This is a genomic window from Pelagibacterium lentulum (genome assembly GCF_003992625.1).
In the GTDB taxonomy this organism is placed as follows: domain Bacteria; phylum Pseudomonadota; class Alphaproteobacteria; order Rhizobiales; family Devosiaceae; genus Pelagibacterium; species Pelagibacterium lentulum.
In genome coordinates this window covers 137516-156380 of sequence record NZ_RZMW01000037.1, presented here as the reverse complement: position 1 = coordinate 156380, position 18865 = coordinate 137516, and the positions used below count along the sequence as shown (strand labels likewise).

Annotated in this window: 19 protein-coding genes; 8 read left to right on the top strand and 11 right to left on the bottom strand. The window is 57.0% G+C overall.

Annotated features, from left to right (window positions below):
* Positions 1-15 precede the first annotated feature (15 nt).
* Genes EO133_RS11425 through aptA form a run of 3 tightly spaced genes read right to left on the bottom strand, consistent with a single transcriptional unit; the run spans position 16 to position 4118 of the window.
* The gene (locus EO133_RS11425; protein ID WP_127072768.1) at positions 16-1266 is read right to left on the bottom strand and encodes a Zn-dependent hydrolase; all 1251 of its coding nucleotides are present in this window, start codon (positions 1264-1266) and stop codon (positions 16-18) included.
* Positions 1267-1293: 27 nt separating this feature from the next.
* On the bottom strand, positions 1294-2787 hold the full coding sequence (locus EO133_RS11420; RefSeq protein ID WP_127072767.1) for a CoA-acylating methylmalonate-semialdehyde dehydrogenase: 1494 nt from the start codon (positions 2785-2787) through the stop codon (positions 1294-1296).
* 2 nt (positions 2788-2789) lie between these two features.
* Positions 2790-4118 (bottom strand): omega-aminotransferase AptA, encoded by a 1329-nt coding sequence (aptA, locus tag EO133_RS11415; protein ID WP_127072766.1) that lies wholly within the window; start codon positions 4116-4118, stop codon positions 2790-2792.
* Positions 4119-4321: 203 nt separating this feature from the next.
* Between aptA and EO133_RS11410 the strand changes: the two genes are divergently transcribed.
* Positions 4322-4966: a TetR family transcriptional regulator C-terminal domain-containing protein gene (locus EO133_RS11410; protein WP_127072765.1), complete on the top strand. Its 645-nt coding sequence runs from the start codon at positions 4322-4324 to the stop codon at positions 4964-4966.
* A 123-nt stretch (positions 4967-5089) separates the two neighbouring features.
* On the opposite strand, the gene EO133_RS11405 is transcribed toward EO133_RS11410, so the two are convergent.
* From EO133_RS11405 to rirA, 6 genes are all read right to left on the bottom strand, one after another.
* Positions 5090-5464 (bottom strand): VOC family protein, encoded by a 375-nt coding sequence (locus EO133_RS11405; RefSeq protein ID WP_127072764.1) that lies wholly within the window; start codon positions 5462-5464, stop codon positions 5090-5092.
* 245 nt (positions 5465-5709) lie between these two features.
* Positions 5710-6174 (bottom strand): carboxymuconolactone decarboxylase family protein, encoded by a 465-nt coding sequence (locus EO133_RS11400; RefSeq protein WP_127072763.1) that lies wholly within the window; start codon positions 6172-6174, stop codon positions 5710-5712.
* Between the two features lie 34 nt (positions 6175-6208).
* Positions 6209-6706, bottom strand: coding sequence for an RrF2 family transcriptional regulator (locus EO133_RS11395; protein WP_127072762.1), 498 nt, complete (start codon positions 6704-6706; stop codon positions 6209-6211).
* A 107-nt stretch (positions 6707-6813) separates the two neighbouring features.
* Positions 6814-8130 carry an NAD-dependent dihydropyrimidine dehydrogenase subunit PreA gene (gene preA, locus EO133_RS11390; protein WP_127072761.1) on the bottom strand — a complete coding sequence of 439 codons (1317 nt, stop codon included), beginning with the start codon at positions 8128-8130 and terminating at the stop codon, positions 6814-6816.
* Positions 8123-9481, bottom strand: a complete 1359-nt coding sequence (locus EO133_RS11385) for an NAD(P)-dependent oxidoreductase (protein ID WP_127072760.1) — start codon at positions 9479-9481, stop codon at positions 8123-8125. Before EO133_RS11385 ends, preA begins: the two co-directional genes overlap by 8 nt.
* Before the next feature lie 341 nt (positions 9482-9822).
* Complete coding sequence (gene rirA, locus EO133_RS11380) at positions 9823-10281, bottom strand: iron-responsive transcriptional regulator RirA (protein ID WP_127072759.1); 459 nt, start codon at positions 10279-10281, stop codon at positions 9823-9825.
* Positions 10282-10544: 263 nt separating this feature from the next.
* Between rirA and EO133_RS11375 the strand changes: the two genes are divergently transcribed.
* Both EO133_RS11375 and sseA read left to right on the top strand, forming a co-directional pair.
* Positions 10545-11486: a nucleoside hydrolase gene (locus EO133_RS11375; protein ID WP_127072758.1), complete on the top strand. Its 942-nt coding sequence runs from the start codon at positions 10545-10547 to the stop codon at positions 11484-11486.
* Between the two features lie 20 nt (positions 11487-11506).
* The gene (gene sseA / locus EO133_RS11370) at positions 11507-12346 is read left to right on the top strand and encodes a 3-mercaptopyruvate sulfurtransferase (RefSeq protein WP_127072757.1); all 840 of its coding nucleotides are present in this window, start codon (positions 11507-11509) and stop codon (positions 12344-12346) included.
* Here the strand turns inward: sseA and EO133_RS11365 are convergent.
* A complete protein-coding gene (locus EO133_RS11365; RefSeq protein ID WP_127072756.1) occupies positions 12329-13471 on the bottom strand; it encodes a GGDEF domain-containing protein in 1143 nt (380 codons plus the stop codon). The genes sseA and EO133_RS11365 overlap by 18 nt on opposite strands.
* Positions 13472-13755: 284 nt before the next feature.
* Here EO133_RS11365 and EO133_RS11360 point away from each other — a divergent pair, with 284 nt between their 5' ends.
* The 5 genes from EO133_RS11360 (at position 13756) to EO133_RS11340 (ending at position 18166) form a co-directional block, all read left to right on the top strand.
* Entirely contained in the window at positions 13756-14523 is a 768-nt protein-coding gene (locus tag EO133_RS11360) for an ABC transporter ATP-binding protein (protein ID WP_127072755.1), read from the top strand.
* A gap of 68 nt (positions 14524-14591) precedes the next feature.
* The gene (locus tag EO133_RS11355) at positions 14592-15341 is read left to right on the top strand and encodes a transporter substrate-binding domain-containing protein (protein ID WP_127072754.1); all 750 of its coding nucleotides are present in this window, start codon (positions 14592-14594) and stop codon (positions 15339-15341) included.
* 94 nt (positions 15342-15435) lie between these two features.
* Entirely contained in the window at positions 15436-16269 is an 834-nt protein-coding gene (locus tag EO133_RS11350; RefSeq protein ID WP_127072753.1) for an ABC transporter permease subunit, read from the top strand.
* Positions 16270-17022 (top strand): ABC transporter permease, encoded by a 753-nt coding sequence (locus EO133_RS11345; protein WP_127072752.1) that lies wholly within the window; start codon positions 16270-16272, stop codon positions 17020-17022.
* 4 nt (positions 17023-17026) lie between these two features.
* A complete protein-coding gene (locus EO133_RS11340) occupies positions 17027-18166 on the top strand; it encodes a M14 family zinc carboxypeptidase (RefSeq protein ID WP_127072751.1) in 1140 nt (379 codons plus the stop codon).
* Here EO133_RS11340 and EO133_RS11335 read toward each other — a convergent pair.
* Complete coding sequence (locus tag EO133_RS11335) at positions 18148-18783, bottom strand: trimeric intracellular cation channel family protein (protein WP_127072750.1); 636 nt, start codon at positions 18781-18783, stop codon at positions 18148-18150. The genes EO133_RS11340 and EO133_RS11335 overlap by 19 nt on opposite strands.
* Between the last annotated feature and the right edge of the window lie 82 nt (positions 18784-18865).

Genomic DNA, 18865 nt, shown 5'->3' with positions numbered 1-18865 from the left:
CGCAAATTCAAATGTCTATTCGACGATCTCCGCAGTCTCGAGCACCGCGTGCAGCAAGACGTCGGCCCCTGCCGCGGCCCATTCCTTGGAAATATCCTCAGCCTCGTTATGCGATAGCCCATCGACACAAGGACACATCACCATGGCCGTGGGATAGACCCGATTGATCCAGCATGCATCGTGGCCCGCGCCGGATACGAGGTCACGATGCGAATAGCCCAACCGTTCTGCCGCATTACGTACAGCCGCAACGCAATTCTCATCGAAAGTCACCGGATCGAAATGCCCTGTCACCTCGATCTCGAAACCGAGCCCCAATTCTTCGGCAATCTTTGGCGCTTCGGCTTCAAAACGCGCTTTCATCGCATCGAGCACGTCCTGATGCGGCGAACGGAAATCAATGGTGAAAACCACCTTGCCGGGAATGACATTGCGCGAATTGGGATAGACATCACAATGCCCGATGGCACCGACCGCTTCGGGCTGATGGCTCATGGCGATCTGGTGGACCAGTTCGGTCATCCGCGCCATGCCGAGCCCGGCATTCTTGCGCATCGGCATCGGGGTCGAACCGGTATGACTATCCTTCCCGGTCAGCGTCACCTGCAACCACCACAACCCCTGCCCGTGCGTGACTACACCGATATCCTTGCCCTCAGCTTCCAGGATCGGACCTTGCTCGATATGAAGCTCGAAGAACGCCTTCATCTTGCGCAGCCCCACCTCCTCGTCGCCCACCCAGCCGATACGCTTGAGTTCATCGCCGAACTTCAGCCCCTTGGCGTCTTCCCGGTCGTAGGCCCAATCGAGCTCATGCATACCGACGAACACGCCGGACGCCAGCATGGCAGGCGCAAAGCGCGTGCCTTCTTCGTTGGTCCAATTGGTGACGACAATCGGATGCTTGGTCTTGATGCCGAGATCGTTCAACGTGCGGACGATCTCCAGCCCACCAAGCACCCCCAGCACGCCATCATATTTTCCACCCGTGGGCTGCGTATCGAGGTGGCTGCCCACATAGACCGGCAGCGCGTCGGGATCGGTGCCCTCGCGACGGGCGAACATGGTGCCCATCTTGTCGACACCCATCGTCAATCCGGCCTCATCGCACCAGCGCTTGAAAAGATGCCGCCCCTCACTGTCGGCATCGGTCACCGTCTGCCGATTATTGCCCCCGGCAATCCCCGGCCCGATCTGCGCCATCTCCATAAGCGAATCCCACAGCCGGTCCCCGTTGATCTTGAGATTGTCACCGAGTTTGGCCATGCTTTTTTGCTCCCTTCTTGTCGTCAGTCACAGGGTTGGAAATGTAAACTGGGCGCCGGATTTGATCCCCGCCGGCCAGCGCGTCGTCACGGTCTTAAGGCGCGTATAGAAATGCACACCCTCCGGTCCGTAGATGGAATGATCGCCGAAAAGGCTCCGCTTCCAACCGCCGAACGAGTGATAGGCCACCGGCACGGGAATCGGCACATTGACCCCGACCATACCCACTTCGATCCTGTCGGCAAAATCCCGCGCCGCGTCGCCATCGCGGGTGAAGATCGCGGTGCCGTTGCCATATTCATGTTCATTGATCATCTTGACCGCATCGGCATAGTCCGGCGCACGCACGACCGAAAGAACAGGCCCGAAAATCTCTTCCTTGTAGATCGTCATTTCCGGCGTCACGCGGTCGAACAGCGTGCCCCCGACATAGTAGCCATTCTCATAGCCCTGCAGCGAAAACCCGCGTCCATCGACAACCAGTTCGGCACCTTCTTCGACACCCTTGTCGATATATCCGACCACCTTGTCGCGATGCATGGCCGTAACGAGTGGCCCCATCTCCGCGTCCTTGTCGGTCGCCGGACCAATCTTGAGGCTCTCCACCCGTGGCTTTAACCGCTCGATAAGCGCATCGGCGGTCTTGTCGCCCACCGGTACAGCGACCGAAATCGCCATGCAGCGCTCCCCAGCGGATCCGTACCCGGCCCCCATCAGCGCATCCGCTGCCTGGTCCAGATCCGCATCGGGGAGGATCACCATGTGGTTCTTGGCGCCACCAAGCGCTTGCACGCGTTTGCCGGCCTTCGTCCCGCGTTGATAGACATATTCCGCAATCGGTGTGGAGCCGACAAAGCTCACAGCTTTGATGTCGGGATGGTCGAGAATATGGTCGACCGCCTCCTTGTCGCCGTGAACGATGTTGAGCACGCCCTCGGGGCACCCCGCTTCCATCAGCAGGTTCCAGGCCAGCATCGGCGCCGAGGGATCGCGCTCGGAAGGTTTCAAGATAAAGGTGTTTCCGCAGGCAATCGCCGCCGGATACATCCACATCGGCACCATCGCCGGAAAATTGAACGGCGTAATCCCCGCGACCACACCCAGCGGCTGCCGGTCGGCGTAGGTATCGATTGCCGGGCCGACATTGCGAGAGAATGTGCCCTTCAAAAGCTCCGGGATTCCGCAGGCATATTCCACGCACTCGATACCGCGCTGCACTTCGCCCAGCGCATCGTCATGGGTCTTGCCGTGCTCGCGCGAAATCTCACGCGCGATGTCGGCAGCGTGCCGGTCGAGCAGTTCCTTGAACTTAAACATCACCCGCGCGCGTTTGAGCGGCGGCGTATTGCCCCAGGCCGGTTGCGCGGCTTTGGCGCTGGCCACCGCCGCGTCAATCTCGGAGGTGGTCGAGAGCGGGAGTTCGGCGATCTGCTCGCCGGTCGCGGGATTGTAAACCGCAGACTTTCTGCCCGAGTTGGACACAACCCGTTTTCCGCCAATGGCGTTCTCTATAACCTGCATGATCAGTCCACCTCCCCGAGGACATCGCGGATCGTTGTAACGATCTGATCGATATGGTCTTTTTTCACAATCAGCGGCGGCGACAAGGCGATGATGTCGCCGGTTGTGCGGATCAGAACGCCCTTTTCATAGGCTTTGACGAAGGCCGAAAAGGCGCGCTTTGTCGGGTCTCCCGCAATTGGCTCCAACTCAATGGCGCCAACCAGTCCGATATTGCGAATATCAATCACATGCGGCGCATCCTTTAACGAATGCAGCGCATCCTCCCAATATGGCCCAAGCTCCGCCCCACGGGTAAGCAGGCCCTCTTGCTTATAGGTTTCGAGCGTCGCCAGACCGGCCGCGGCGGCAATGGGATTGCCCGAATAGGTGTAGCCGTGGAAAAACTCAATGAGGTGTTCCGGCCCCGTCATAAAGGCGTCGTGAATCTTTGAGGACACGAACACAGCCCCCATCGGGATCACACCATTGGTCAACCCCTTGGCGGTAATCATGATGTCGGGCGTGACATCGAAATAGTCCGCGGCAAATGGCGTACCCAGCCGACCGAAACCGGTGATAACCTCGTCAAAAATCAATAGGATGCCGTACTTGTCGCAAATCTCACGCAACCGCTTCAGATAACCCGGCGGCGGAATGAGCACCCCGGTTGAACCTGCCACCGGCTCGACAATCACCGCAGCAATTGTCGAGGCATCATGCAACGTGACGATACGCTCAAGCTCATCGGCAAGCGACGCGCCATGGTCGGGCTCGCCGCGCGAAAAGGCGTTCTTTGCAAGATTGTGCGTATGCGGCAGGTGATCCACACCGGTTAAAAGCGTGCCGAACATTTTCCGGTTGGCAACAATCCCGCCCACCGAAATGCCGCCGAAATTGACCCCATGATAGCCGCGCTCGCGCCCGATCAGCCGCGTGCGCGAACCTTGCCCAGTCGCCTTTTGATAAGCCAGCGCGACTTTCAGCGCCGTTTCAACCGATTCAGATCCCGAATTTGTATAGAGCACATGATCGAGCCCTTCCGGGGCCAGATCGACAAGCCGGTTGGCCAACTCGAAAGCCTTGGGATGCCCCATCTGAAAGGCCGGCGCATAGTCCAGTTCAGCGGCCTGCTTCTGGATCGCCTCGGTAATCAGCGGACGGCAATGGCCGGCATTGACGCACCACAGTCCGGCCGTGCCGTCGAGCACCTGTCGTCCATCCGAGGTTGTATAGTGCATGTCCTTTGCACCCACGAACATGCGAGGCGCTTTCTTGAACTGCCGGTTCGCCGTAAACGGCATCCAGAACGCATTGAGATCGTTAGGGATCGACTGAGCACCCTGAGACATGAATGTTCCCTTTCCGGCGTGTTTGGTTTTGCCGGTTATTAATTGTGGCCAGATTTTTTTTGACCGATTGGAAAAATTCTAGCACTCTATGCGCAAGGTTCAAGGCAATAATTTTGCCGCTGCGCATCATTTTTTGAAAAGCCTCACGCGTGGCCCGATATATCCGTTGACCGAGCTTGCTTATTGGAGGCATTTGCAAAACTATGAGCGCAGACGCAGAAACACCACGGCCCGTCACCCGCATCCAACGCGAGAAACAGGAGCTGATTCTTGAAGCCGCGCTTGATGTCTTTTCTCAGCACGGCTTCCGTGGTTCGACCATCGATCAGATCGCCGAAGCGGCAGGTATGAGCAAGCCCAACCTGCTCTATTACTTCAAATCCAAGGAAGATATTCACGCCCCGCTTCTCGCGCGTATTCTCGATACATGGCTCGACCCGCTGCGCGATCTGGATGCCGATGGCGATCCTTTGCCGGAAATCCAGTCCTACATCCGCCGCAAGCTTGAAATGAGCCGCGACTTTCCCCGTGAAAGCCGGCTTTTCGCCAACGAAATGCTGCGCGGCGCCCCCGGTTTCCACGATGTGCTGCATACGGAACTGAAAAATTTGGTGGACGAGAAGGCTGCCGTCATTCGCGGCTGGATGGCCGAAGGCAAGATTGCCAAGTGCGACCCATACCACCTGATTTTTTCAATCTGGGCAACAACGCAGCACTATGCCGATTTCGATATCCAGGTTCGCGCCGTACTGGGACGCGAGCGCTCGGGTGAAGGCCGGTTTGAGGATGCCGCGCGCTTTCTCGATCAGCTCTTTCTTCACGGACTTAGCCCGGCGAAAAAAGCTTAGAACAAATCCGCTTTTCACGGAATCGCAGATTTGCTCCAAGTCTTTGATTTGTCGCGCGTCCGAACCGAAAAATCGTTTCCACCCTCGGATCAAGTCCACAGGCATGCTTTTGCTGGGCACGCTCTAGAGATCGCGCCCTTCTGGCTGCCATATTTGCAATGGATTGCCTTCCGGATCCTTGAAATAGGCAAACCGCCCGTTGGGGTAGCGCTCAGGATCAAGTTCAACGCTTGTGCCCATCGCTTCGAGCTGGGCCACCATGGCGTCAAGATCACGGACACGAAAATTAAGCATCCAGTTTTTGTCCCGGCTACCGAACATCGTGCTGTCCAGCGCAAAAGCGGAAAAAACGGTTACACCCGCCTCTTGCTGCCAAACATCGCTTTCATAGGTTTGGGGCGGCAACGTGATACCCAACGCATCATGATACCATTTGCCGAGCGCGGCAGGATCTTTTGCCCTGAAAAAGAACCCGCCAATACCAATAACCTTTTCCATTTCCCCTCCATTGAGCACATTTGTCGATGGCGATTGCGAGGATCACAACTACCACAACGATGCCGGGCCGGAGATAAACGTAGGTCATAACCTGCAATGCAGGCAATCGCAGCCAAGCATCTTGCAGGAGAACGAAGCTGGTCGCGATTGGGCAGATCACGAAACAGGCGATGCCACACCAACCGCCATCGTCATAAGGAAGGCGCAGACAAGCGCCCCCCTTCAGCAGAGTTTGTTGCGCAAGCCTAAGCCGCGTCGGCAACGTCGATCGGATGCTGGGAGCGGAAACTGACGGCGATACGGTTCCACACATTGATCAACCCGATGACGACCGTGATTTCGGCAACCTCTGCCTCACTGAAATGTGCCCGCACGGCCTCATAAGCATCATCCGGAGCGCCTGTTTCGGGCAACAGCGTAACAGCATCGACCCAGCCCAGAACTGCACGCTCCGCCTCAGTAAATACTGCTGCTTCGCGCCAGACCGAAACAAGGCTGACCCATTGCACTGAAAGCCCGTCCTTGAGCGATTCCTTGGTGTGCATGTCGACGCAATATGCGCAGCCATTGATTATCGATGCTCTGAGCTTGATCAAATGGATCAAGCGGGAAGCGAGCCCGCTTTCCTTTATGACCTTGCTGTCAAATGAAAGCATTGCCTGGAAGGCTTCCGGGGCAGCCTTGGTAATATCGAGACGTTGTTGTTGCATAAAAAATAGTTCCTCATGATGCTGAAGAGAAGGGTTATGGCTGAGGCCGGGCATTGCGGGCCAAGAACCAGCATTCCCGTTCTTCAATTGCCCCGATCAGTTCCGGCTCACTGTCCACCAACAGCTCGGAGATCACGGTCTTGCGCAATTCTGCGCGATAGACTTGCTCGGCTTTAAGCATCGCAGTGTTGATCTGGCAGGGCGATCTATAAAATTTCTTGTCGAGAGGTCTTGGACCGCGCTGGCGGATTTCAGCGCACCGAAACGCCGGTTCGGAGCCTTCGATTGCCAGCACGACATCGAGCAGCGTGATCCGATCGGGCCGCTTCGCCAATCGATACCCGCCTTTGGGACCGGGCACAGACTCGGCAATCCCCGCATCCGTCAAGGCACGTAAATGCTTGAGCAAATAGCTCGTCGAGACGCCATGAAATTCTGCAAGCGCCGAAGCCGGCAGCACGTCATTGGCGCCGAGCCCTGCAAGCATCGCCACACTATGAATTGCCTGTTCGACACCTTCACTGAGCTTCATGAACACACTCCCAATTCGTGGATAATATTTATCATGGATATTTTATATCCGCAATATACAACCAAAAAAAGGCGCCCGGTTTTTGCCGGGCGCCGCTCAAGCCAATCCTACTCCGCCGGTTCGCTGACTTTGGCTGCCGGATTGTTGGGATGCGTCGTCCAGTTCGCATAATGCTCCGGCACGCGCTCACCGGTACGCTCATCCAGCGCCCCGGCCGGCAATGGCTCCATGGTGATGCAATCATCGACTGGACAGACATTCACGCACAGGTTGCACCCAACGCATTCGTCATCCATCACCATGAACATACGCTTGCCATCGACCTCCTTGGTGATGGCCTGATGCGAAGTATCCTCGCAAGCGATGTGGCAACGACCGCAGGAAATGCAGAGATCCTGATTGATCTTGGCCTTGGTGACATAGTTGAGATTGAGATATTGCCAGTCGGTGACATTGGGAACGGCGCGCCCAACAATCTCGTCGACCGAAGCGAACCCCTTCTCGTCCATATAGTTGGAAAGACCGGTGATCATTTCCTGCACGATGTGGAAACCATAGGTCATCGCGGCGGTACAGACCTGCACGTTGCCGGCACCGAGCGCCATGAATTCGACCGCATCGCGCCAGGTTGTAACGCCACCGATCCCTGAAATCGGCAATCCGCGCGTCTGCGCGTCGCGTGCAATCTCGGCGACCATGTTGAGCGCGATGGGCTTGACTGCCGGACCGCAATAACCGCCATGGGTGCCTTTTCCATCAATGGTCGGCTCGGGCGCAAAAGTATCGATATTGACCGCTGTGATCGAGTTGATCGTATTAATCAGGCTCACTGCATCGGTGCCACCGGCGTGAGCGGCGCGGGCCGGCTTGCGGACGTCGGCGATATTGGGCGTGAGCTTGGTAATGACTGGCATGCGGGTATATTGCTTGCACCAGCGCACGACCATTTCGACATATTCAGGCACCTGCCCGACTGCCGAACCCATGCCGCGCTCGCTCATACCGTGCGGACAACCGAAATTGAGCTCGATACCATCTGCCTCGGTTTCTTCAACCAGCGGCAAAATGTTTTTCCAGCTTTCTTCTTCGCAAGGCACCATGAGCGAAACCACAATCGCCCGGTCCGGCCAGTCACGCTTGACCTGCTTGATCTCGCGCAGATTGGTGTAAAGATCGCGGTCGGTGATCAGTTCGATATTGTTCAGGCCCAAAAGCCTGCGATCAGCGCCCCAAATGGCCCCATAGCGCGGCCCGTTGACATTGACGACCGGCGGATTTTCCCCAAGCGTTTTCCAGACAACACCACCCCACCCCGCCTCAAAGGCACGGATCACGTTATAGGCCTTGTCGGTTGGCGGCGCGGAGGCCAGCCAGAACGGATTGGGTGATTTGATACCGACGAAATTACTGCGCAGATCAGCCATTTTGACCTCCCATCAATGCGCGGTGCATACTCTCGGCAGCGTCGCGTCCCATTGCTACCGCCGAAACAGTCAAATCCTCGCCTCCGGCAACGCAATCGCCACCTGCCCACACTTTGTCGAGTGACGTCCTACCTTCGGCATCGACCTTGATCCGCCCACCTTCAAGTTCGATTTGGGCACCGCTCCCGTTGAGTGCCCCGGCGGCAAAGGTCTGACCGATCGCCTTGAACACCTGATCGGCTTCGAGCGTCATGGTCTCCCCGGTCATGACCAGAGTGTCACCATCAAGCCGCGTATATTCGAGCTCGATCCCGCTGACATTGTCACCGTCGGCCAATACGCGACGGGGTGCCAGCCAATGCCGGATCGTCACACCCGTTGCGGCCGCCAGGTCCTGCTCGAACAGCGATGCGTTCATCTGGTCCTTGCCGCGGCGATAGCAGATTGTAACATCTTCCGCGCCCAAAAGCTTGGCCTGAACGGCAACGTCAATCGCCGTCATGCCACCGCCGATTACGACGACGCGACGCCCAACCGGAATAGCTGAAAGATCTGAGGCCTGCCTCAGTCCGGCGATATAGTCGACCGCATTGGACGCGGCCTCCTCGCCTTGCGAGCGCAGGGCATTGACCCCGCCCAAACCGAGACCCAGGAAGACAGCATCGTAGCGGCTGGCAAGATCGGAAAGCGAAACGTCGCGCCCAAGCGCCTTACCGTTTTCAATGGCGATGCCGCCAATCGCTGTTACGTAATCGACTTCGGCCTGAGCGAAATTGTCCGTCGTTTTATAGGCCGCGATGCCGTATTCATTGAGCCCGCCCGCCTTTTCGCGCGCATCGTAAATCGTGACTTCATGCCCCTTGACGGCAAGACGATGGGCGCAGGCAAGGCCTGCGGGCCCCGCCCCGATAACGGCGATCTTCTTGCCCGTGGGCTCTGCGCGCTCGTAAAATTGAACGCCTTGTGCAATAGCAACATCGGTTGAATAGCGCTGCAGCCGTCCGATCTGCACGGGCTTTCCTTCCGCGACTTCACGCACGCAGACTTCTTCACACAGCGTTTCGGTTGGACAGACCCTGGCGCACATGCCGCCCAGAATATTCTGATCGAAAATCGTCTTGGCAGATCCCAGCGGGTTGCCCGTCGCGATCTGACGAATGAACATGGGAATGTCGATCGATGTCGGACACGCCGTCATGCACGGCGCGTCATAGCAGAAATAGCACCGGTCGGCCTCGACGCGTGCTTCGTGTTCGGAAAAGGGCTGATGCAGATCCGAGAAGTTATCTGCATATTGTTCCGGAGTCAGACGTCCGGCTACAATCCCCTTTGCAAATTGACCTTCAGGCATAAAAACGCCCTCCCAGATTTTCCCTCTGGAAGTGACGCTAACGCGGAACCGATTTTTTATCAATCGGTAAAAAATAGTTTTTTATCAAACGGTCAAAAACGACCGGATGACTCGAGTTTTGCGAGGAGAAAGAGGCCCTGTACGCGGCTTTGGCGCTCCGCCTACAGGGCCAAGGGGCAGGCCTCACTCCTGCAGGACCTTTGCTACAGGAAATAAACATGACTGTAAACATCATATTTATAATTCCGGCAATTTTTTTGCCGAGGGTGAAAGCTGACCGGCATGGGGCGATGTGGGCAGAGAAATGCGCTGGGCGCCTGCTGTGGGATCTCAGAGCAAGCCTAGTTCAATTCGCTCAGGCCAAGCATCTCGATCCCAAGGCGCGAACGCATGGCACGGCGCTTATCGGTAAGGTCGGCGATTGTGTAGGATTCAAGAACCGCGAAAAACGCGTGCAGCGCTTCATGCAACGCGGAATTAAGGTCGCAACCGGCGACAAGCGGGCATGAGGTGTCGCCACCTTCAAAACATTCCGCCAGCGCGAAATTCTCTTCGGTGAGCTTGATGGTATCGAGCAACGTAATTTCCGACGCCGGGCGTGCAAGGCGAATACCGCCATGTCGGCCGCGTACCGTTTCAAGCAAGCCGTTTTCCACCAAAGGCTTGATCAGCTTGAACAGAAACAATTCGGAAATGCCATAAGCTTTGGCCACATCGCTGACCCGCGAAAGCTCGGGCGCATTGACCGCACAATACATCAGTGTCCGAACTGCATAGCTCGACTGTCGCGTCAGTCTCATGTCCTAGCCTTTCTCAACCCTTGTATCTGCTTCCGACCCGCCGCAAATCACAGCTTAACAGTCATCGGAATCAGCCTCCAATAGCTTCGTACATTATAATAATTCTAAACTATGTCAAGAAAGCTGATACCTCACATCATATTTACAATCGCGAAGGCCATTGCCCATCTGCCCTCCTTTTTGCGTACCGCATACCGGTTCCTACTTTTCCGGACTTGTTCTAGGATCGTCACTTTTATCGTGAGTCTTTTTGGAGGTCTTTCATGCAGCGCAAAATCATTATCGACACCGATCCGGGTCAGGACGATGCCGTTGCCATTTTGCTTGCCTTGGCCTCGCCCGTTGAAATCGACCTGCTCGGTATTGTGGCGGTTGCCGGCAATGTTGGACTTGCCCAGAACGCGAAAAATGCGCTCAAGGTCGTCGAGTTGTCTGGCCGTACCGATGTGGCGGTTTACGCTGGCTGCTCAAGACCCCTGCGGCGCGAACTCGTGACCGCCGAGCACGTTCATGGCCAGACGGGGCTGGACGGACCCGATCTGCCCGAGCCGGTAAAAATACTGGAAGAACAGCATGGCGTGGATTTCATTATCGAAACGATCATGCGCGAACCCGAGGGCACGGTCACGCTTTGCGCGCTCGGCCCCTTGACCAATCTGGCCATGGCGCTGGTCAAAGCCCCCGCGATTGCAGCGCGCATCAAGGAAATCGTGCTTATGGGCGGCGCCTATTTCGAAGTCGGCAATATTACGCCTGCCGCCGAATTCAACATCTATGTCGACCCCGAAGCAGCCGATGTCGTCTTCCGGTCAGGCGTACCGCTTGTCGTGATGCCGCTCGATGTCACCCACCAGATGCTCTCAACGCCCGAACGCATTCAGGCCTTTCGCGATCTGGGCAACGCATCGGGCAGTGCTATTGCCGAAATGCTCGGCTTTTCCGAGCGTTTCGATCTCGAAAAATACGGTTGGGACGGCGCACCCCTTCACGACCCCTGCGTCACGGCATACCTGCTTGCGCCGGAAATCTTCGAGGGGCGGCTATGCAATGTTGAAATCGAAACCGACAGTGAACTTACGCGCGGCATGACCGTCGCTGATTATTGGCATGTCACCGGCAAGCCGAAAAATGCCCTGTTTGTTCGCAATGGCGATGCCAATGCCTTTTATGCGCTGCTAACCGACCGTATCGCGCGTTTACCCTGATTGTTATACCGAGGCTGAACATGTCCAATTTCGTTACCACCCAATGGCTCGCTGAGCACCTCTCCGATCCCGATGTCGTCATCATTGACGGTTCCTGGCACATGCCGAATTCAGGCCGCGATGCGCGGGTCGAGTTTACGGCAGGCCACATCCCCGGCGCGGTTTACTTCGACATCGACGCCATTGCCGATACCGCTAGCGATTTGCCCCATATGCTGCCCGATACGGAGACCTTTGGCGCCATGGCAGGCGCGCTTGGAATCGCGTCTGACAAAACGATTGTTGTTTATGACGAGGCAGGCCTGTTCTCGGCGCCGCGCGTCTGGTGGACATTACGCGTGATGGGCGCAGGCGATGTCCGCATCCTGGAGGGCGGCGGCCCCAAATGGCGTGCCGAGCAGCGCCCGATTGAAGCCGGCGAGGCTCAACCTGAACCAGCAACATTCACAGTACGTTTCAACCCCGACGCAGTTGCTGACATCGACAAGGTTCGCCGCGCCTCGATGGCGCACGATCAGATTCTCGACGCTCGCCCCGCAGCACGGTTTACCGGCGAAACGCCAGAACCGCGCCAGGGCTTGCGTTCGGGCCATATCCCCAACAGCGCCAGCCTGCCTTTCTCGGCTCTGATCGAAGACGGCAAGCTCAAGCCCGAAGCTGAACTCAAGGCTGCGATCGAAGCTGCAGGTATCGATACGCAAAAACCGGTCATTACAAGCTGTGGCTCCGGCGTCACCGCCGCAGTTCTGGCGCTGGCGCTCGATACCGTCGGCGCCAAGGACGTGGCGCTTTACGATGGCTCATGGACCGAATGGGGCGGCAGGGACGATACACCGGTTGCGTCAGGCGGCGCGTCGTGAACGGCTGACCTGATTGCGTCCGTTTCGCTTGGAGAGATAAAGGGCATTGTCAGCCTTGCGCAAAATCGTGTCGAGGCTGCATCCGTCCTTTTCGACAATGGCAACACCGGCGCTGACCGTGCAGGTCATGTGACGCTCACCGCGACTGTGAGCGATGGTCATGAACCTGGCGCGAATGCGCTCCGCCAAGGCAAAGGCGCCTTCCCCAGCCTCTTTTGAGATCACGCAGAATTCTTCCCCGCCGAGCCGCGCCGCGATGTCGCCGGGCCGCGTTTCCTCTTCGAGCAGGCGCGCAAACCGGATCAAAACCAGATCGCCGAATCCATGGCCATACCGGTCGTTGACGCCTTTGAAATCGTCGAGATCGAAAATCGCAACGCCTGTATCGACAGGCAGGTCGCGGGCCTCGAATTCATCGTAAAGCGCACGGCGATTGGCCAGTCCCGTCAGCGCATCGGTCAGTGAATTGACCTTATACGTCCGTGCAATCCGTTCCTGATAGATCGTGGTGAACAACCCGCCAATCCCGGTAATGGCAATTACCGAGCAGATCAGATTGAGCACCTCCGCCCAGTTCTGCGGCATGCCTTCCTGCTGCCAATGCCCTTCCCAGGCAACGGCGAACGCGCATAGCAAAAAGGAAATGCCGAGCATGTGATGAAGCCCGGCAATGGTCATCAGGGCCGCAGGAGATTCCTGCCTGATCTGCCAGAACCGCCAGCCCATATAACAAAGCAGCACAGCGGCGACCGAATTGACAATAACATAGGCAATACTCTCATATCCGAGGGCAAAGATGGCCGCGCCGGGCACGCTTGCGGCCAGCAATAGAACGACCATTGGACGCAATGGCAGGTCGCCATCGCGAAACTGAACCTGCCCGCCCCAGGCAATGGCGAAGGCCGCCGTCAGGAAAAAACAAGCAACGGCACCGAAAGTCCGTTGCAGGGTTGCCTCGTAAAGGCCGAAAAAGACAACGGCACCGACGACAACGGCCATGCCGCAGGCCCACGTCATCAGAAAGCCTGAAGAACGCTGGCGCAGCCAGTTGGTAAAAAAAGTTACACAGAGCGCCGCCGCCGCAGCGCCAGTTGCCGCGAGCACAGAGCCGTAGTCAATGAACATTGTTTATCGAGCCATCGAATTTGCGTCCCCCAATTCACCCTAACATCGGGCGATCAGGCCCGCGCATATTCTGACTGCTCTGGTATCCAAATCGTTTCCAATTTCGTCGAACCAGAAAAATATGCTCCGTTTTTTTGCTTTTCCGGCCTCGTTTTCCTTTTTTTCTTTGTGTTTGTCACAGTTTCTGGTTTTCTAAATTCGCTTCAGACTTTAACAAGCAAGTCAGCAAGGTGCCCAGAACCGCGCCGGGGGCAGCAATAACAACAAGGGGAAAATCCTCACGAATGCAGCCGATTCTCGAGATAAAGGATGTGCATAAGTCCTTTGGCCCTCTCGAAGTGCTCAAAGGCATTTCATTGCAGGCACAGCCTGGCGACGTCGTGTCGCTGATCGGTTCCTCGGGCTCGGGAAAGTCCACCCTGCTGCGGTGCATCAACATGCTAGAAGTGCCCAATGCAGGCTCGATCGCAATCGATGGCGAGCAAATAGCCCTTTCTCCGGAGGGGCCGGAACGTCAGCCGACCGATACAGAGCAACTGCGCCGCGTCCGGTCCGAACTGGGCATGGTCTTCCAGTCCTTTAATCTCTGGTCGCACATGACAATTCTGGAAAATGTCATGGAAGCCCCTTTGCGGGTGCAAAAGCGCGACCGCAAGGAGGTGGAGGCCCACGCACGCGAATTGCTTGAAAAGGTCGGGATTGGCGACAAGGCCGATGCCTTCCCCGCGCAATTGTCGGGCGGGCAGCAACAGCGCGCCGCCATTGCGCGCGCATTGTGCATCAACCCAAAGGTCATGCTGTTCGACGAACCGACATCTGCGCTCGATCCCGAACTTGAAGTCGAAGTGCTGCGGGTCATAAAGATGCTGGCCGAAGAGGGCCGCACCATGATCCTTGTGACCCACGACATGAAATTTGCCAGGGAAGTCTCCGACAAGGTTATCTTTCTTCATCTCGGTAAGATTGAAGAAGAAGGCACGGTCGATGAGGTTTTCGGGGCAACCAAGTCTGAACGGCTGCGCCAGTTTCTGAGCGCCGCCGGTCATAACTGACCGGGAATGAAACCATCATGCAAGCACCCGGTCCCAATCACCAACCAAAAGCTGTAGGGAGCATATTTATGAAAAAGGTGATACTCGCAGCGGCTGTTCTGGCCCTTGCCTCGACCGCCGCGAACGCACAAACCGTGCGGATCGGAACCGAAGGCGCTTACGCGCCCTGGAACTTCGTCAACAATGAAGGCGAACTCGCGGGTTATGAGATCGATCTGGCCAACGCCATTTGCGAACATGCCGGTCTGGACTGTGAAATCGTCCAGAACGACTGGGACTCGATCATCCCCAACCTGCTTGCCGGCAATTACGATGTAATCATGGCTGGCATGTCCATCACCGAAGAACGCCTGCAGACCATTAATTTCACCCAGGACTATTTCCCGCCCGATCCGTCGAAATATGTCGCCGCCGCTGGCGAAGAATTTGATTTCGATAACCTTTCCGGCATTCGGATCGGCGTTCAGGGCAATACGATCCAAGCGGCCTTTGCCGAGGAAAATCTGGCCGACGGCAACACCATTATCGCTTTTGCAACGCCCGATCAGTCGGTCGCGGACCTTGCCGCAGGCAATATCGACCTTCTCCTTGCCGATGGCAGCTTTCTTGATCCGGTCGTTACCAACTCGGGCGGCGCAATCGTCTTTGTCGGTCCTGAAGAACTGATTGGCGGCGGCGTCGGCGGTGGCGTGCGCAAGGAAGATACCGAGCTGCTTGCAACGCTCGACGAGGCTCTCGACGCCCTCAAGGCCGACGGCACTGTCGATGCCCTGCGCGCACAGTGGTTTGACGGAGCAGAACCCGCCTACACAGAATAAGGCGGGCAAACCGAAATTCAAACGGGGCCGGCCATTTTCGATGGCTTGCCCCGTTTGGCTATTTGCTTTTCTTGATTGAGAAGGCCGACCGAACGTGAACGCCGAGTGGCTATCGAATTTTGTGGGCGAGGATATCGCCTTCTGGCTCGCCTATTTCACAAATGGCGCGCATCGCGCATGGTATGCGAGTTTTCGCTTCACCATTTTCGCCGCGCTGTTCGGCGCCCTGCTTGCACTGATTTTCGGCCTGTTCGGCGCGATGCTCAAAAACGCGCGCTTTTTCCTTATCCGCGGCATTGGCCACACCTATACTGGGATGGTGCGCGGCATCCCCGACGTCTTGTTCTTCCTGTTTTTTCCCCTTGCCTTCGTGCAGGCCATTGAGTGGATCAACGCCCAGTTCGTCTGCACCCCGGAAATGATTGCCGCAACCCAGAGCAATTGGCCACCATGCCGGGAAGCCGCGATCTATTTCTCGACCGGCGAATATCTCATCCTTGCCTGTGTCGCGCTGGGCATCGTTTATGGCGCCTTTGTCGCCAATGTGATCCACGGCGCCATGCGCGCGGTGCCAAAAGGCCAGCTTGAAGCGGCGCGGGCTTATGGCATGAGCGCCACCCAGGTTCTGCTCCGCATCCATATCCGCCAGATGTGGGTCTATGCCCTGCCCGGCCTTTCAAATGTCTGGATGCTTTTGATCAAGGCAACTGCCCTGCTGTCGCTTTTGCAGGTTGCCGATATTGTCTGGTGGGCGGGGCAGCTTGGCGCACCCAACTATCTTCCCCAGGCAGGACTTGTCCATGGCGACTGGCGCTGGGGCTATTACACAGCACTTTTTGTCTTCTACATCTTCGTTACGCTGCTCTCGGAACGCTTTTTCCAGCGCGTTACGGTCTGGGCGCGCCGCGGCATGCCGGTGGAGGTGTAAATGACCTTTATCGAAACGCTCTGGAACGAAATCCAGCTCTTTGCCTATCCGGCGCTGTTCAACCTTTATTTCGCAGCCGCGTCGCTGCCTATCGGATTTGTGCTCGCCCTGCTCGTGGCATTCGGGAAAAATTCAAAGAACCCCGTTATTTCGCGCCTGTGCTCGGCCTATATCTACGCCTTCCGCGGATCGCCGCTCTTTATCCAGTTCTTCATGTTCTATTCCATCATGCTGGCGCTCAACCCCATCTGGTGGCGCCCGATGGGCATTGCTTGGCTGATGATGAACCCGCTATTTATCGGGCCTCTGGCACTGGTGATGAACACCACCGCTTACACCGCTGAAATCTTCTACGGCGCCTTGCGCACCGTACCCAAGGGTGAAACCGAAGCGGCACGCGCCTATGGGATGACCCCGTTTCAGGTTTTCCGCACCGTGACCTGGCCCAACATGATCCGCATTGCGTGGCCGGCCTATACCAATGAAGTCGTTTTCCTGTTTCACGCAACCGCGCTTGTTTACCTCACCCTGCCGGTGATCGGAAACCAGCGCGACCTGATGATGACGGCACGAAACCTTTTTGAACGCGACTATAATGCCTTTCTGCATTTCTCGGTTGCTGGCCTTTATTTCCTTGCCATCTCAATGGTGCTGTTTTTCATTTCAGGCCGAATTTACGAGCGCATGATGCACCACATCAATGTGCGCGAAACCAAGCCCCGCCTGCGCTTTGCTCCCAAATACGTCCGGTAAACCCATGACCTTTGAACGCCATACCCGCCGCATCCAAGCCGATGCCCCCGGCACTCATGCCGAACTCACCTGGTTCACCTGCGGCCCCGAGAACGCGGACCGGAAAGTCTATATGCAAGCGGCCCTTCATGCCGATGAGCAGCCCGGAATCATGGTGCTCCACCACCTGCTGCCCATGCTTGAAAAAGCGTCCACTGACGGCACGCTCAAGGCCCATTTCGTCATCTTTCCCATGGTCAACCCGCTCGGTATGAACCAGGTGCATTTCGAGGTGCATGGCGGGCGCTACCATGATCGCTCTGGCACCAATTTCAATCGCCGCTGGCCGGACCTCTTTGCCGCTGTTGGCGACACCGTTGCGCTCAAACTGACAAATGACGGCGCGGAAAACGTGCGGCTCATTCGCAACGAAATCCGGCTCTGGCTCGAACAGCAACACCCGGTGACGGCGCTGCAAAAGCTCCGGCATTTCATCATGACGCAAGCCTATGACGCCGATTACGTGCTGGATCTTCATTGCGATAATGAGGCGCTCAACCACCTGTTTGTGACGCCCGACTCTATGGATGAACTCACCGAACTCGCCGATTGGATGGGATCGGTCGCGCAACTGACGGCAGAGGATTCCGGCGGCGGCTCGTTCGATGAAGTCTGGCCCTCGCTCTGGACCCGGCTCGCAAAGGCGCACCCGGAAAAGCCGATTCCATTTTCGGCGCGCGCGGCAACGCTCGAATATCGTGGGCAGACCGATGTTTACGACCAATTGGGCAAAACCGACGCGCAGAACCTTTTCAATTTCCTGCTGGCCAAGGATTTGATCGCAGGCTCCCTGCCAAGCCTGCCGGAAAAAGCCGCTGCACCAACGCCGCTCACAGCCACCGAAATGCTGCGGGTGGATCGGCCCGGCCTGCTGGCCTATCGCGTCGAACTTGGCGAACACGTCAAAAAAGGCCAGCCGGTTGCCGATCTGATCGCCCTTGATGGACCCGATGCCTTTATCGAACGCACACCGATTTTAGCGGGTACGTCAGGCCGGGTGATTTCGCGCAATCTTTCCAAATATGTCGTTCCGGGCAATTCGATTGCCAAGATCGTAGGCACCGAACCGCTGGCGGAACGGCAGGGCTATCTCTTGGAGGATTGATCTCCCCTGACCGGAACATAAACAAAGCGCGGCATCTCGATCTTGAAGACGATAGCAAGGGTGCGAAGGGTAAAGCCGATCACCATTGCGACGATCATCACAAGTTCGGCCGGCAATCCCCATTGCTGGCCGAAAAAGTATATGCAAGCGGTAATCGCTGAAACCGTTGCGTAAAGCTCGCCGGAAAAAAGCAGCGGCACGTCATTGCACAGAATGTCGCGCAGAACCCCGCCCACACAGCCGGTAATCATGCCTGCAACGATCACGATCAGCACCGGCTGCCCCATTTCCATGGCAACATTGCACCCAACGATCGTAAAGACCACCAGCCCAACCGCATCGAGCAGCAGAAAGATCATCCGCAGCTTTTCCATCACCCGCGCCACCGCGATGGTGAACAAAGCCGCTGCGGTCGTTACGAGGAGCAGCGCAGGCTGCTCCACCCAGACCAGCGGATAGTGCCCAAGCAGCACGTCCCGCGTGGTCCCACCGCCCAGGGCCGTAACGCTGCCCAGAACGCAGACCCCGAACCAGTCCATATTGCGGCGCCCTGCCGCCAGGGCGGCTGTCATGGACTCCGCGGCAAGCGCAATGACGAAAACGGTATAAAGCAGCATGGAGATTCCCCGGATCAAGCCTGTTCGTGACGCGGACAATGGCCGCTAAATCGACGGCTCACAAGCGCGATTGCTTTGTGCC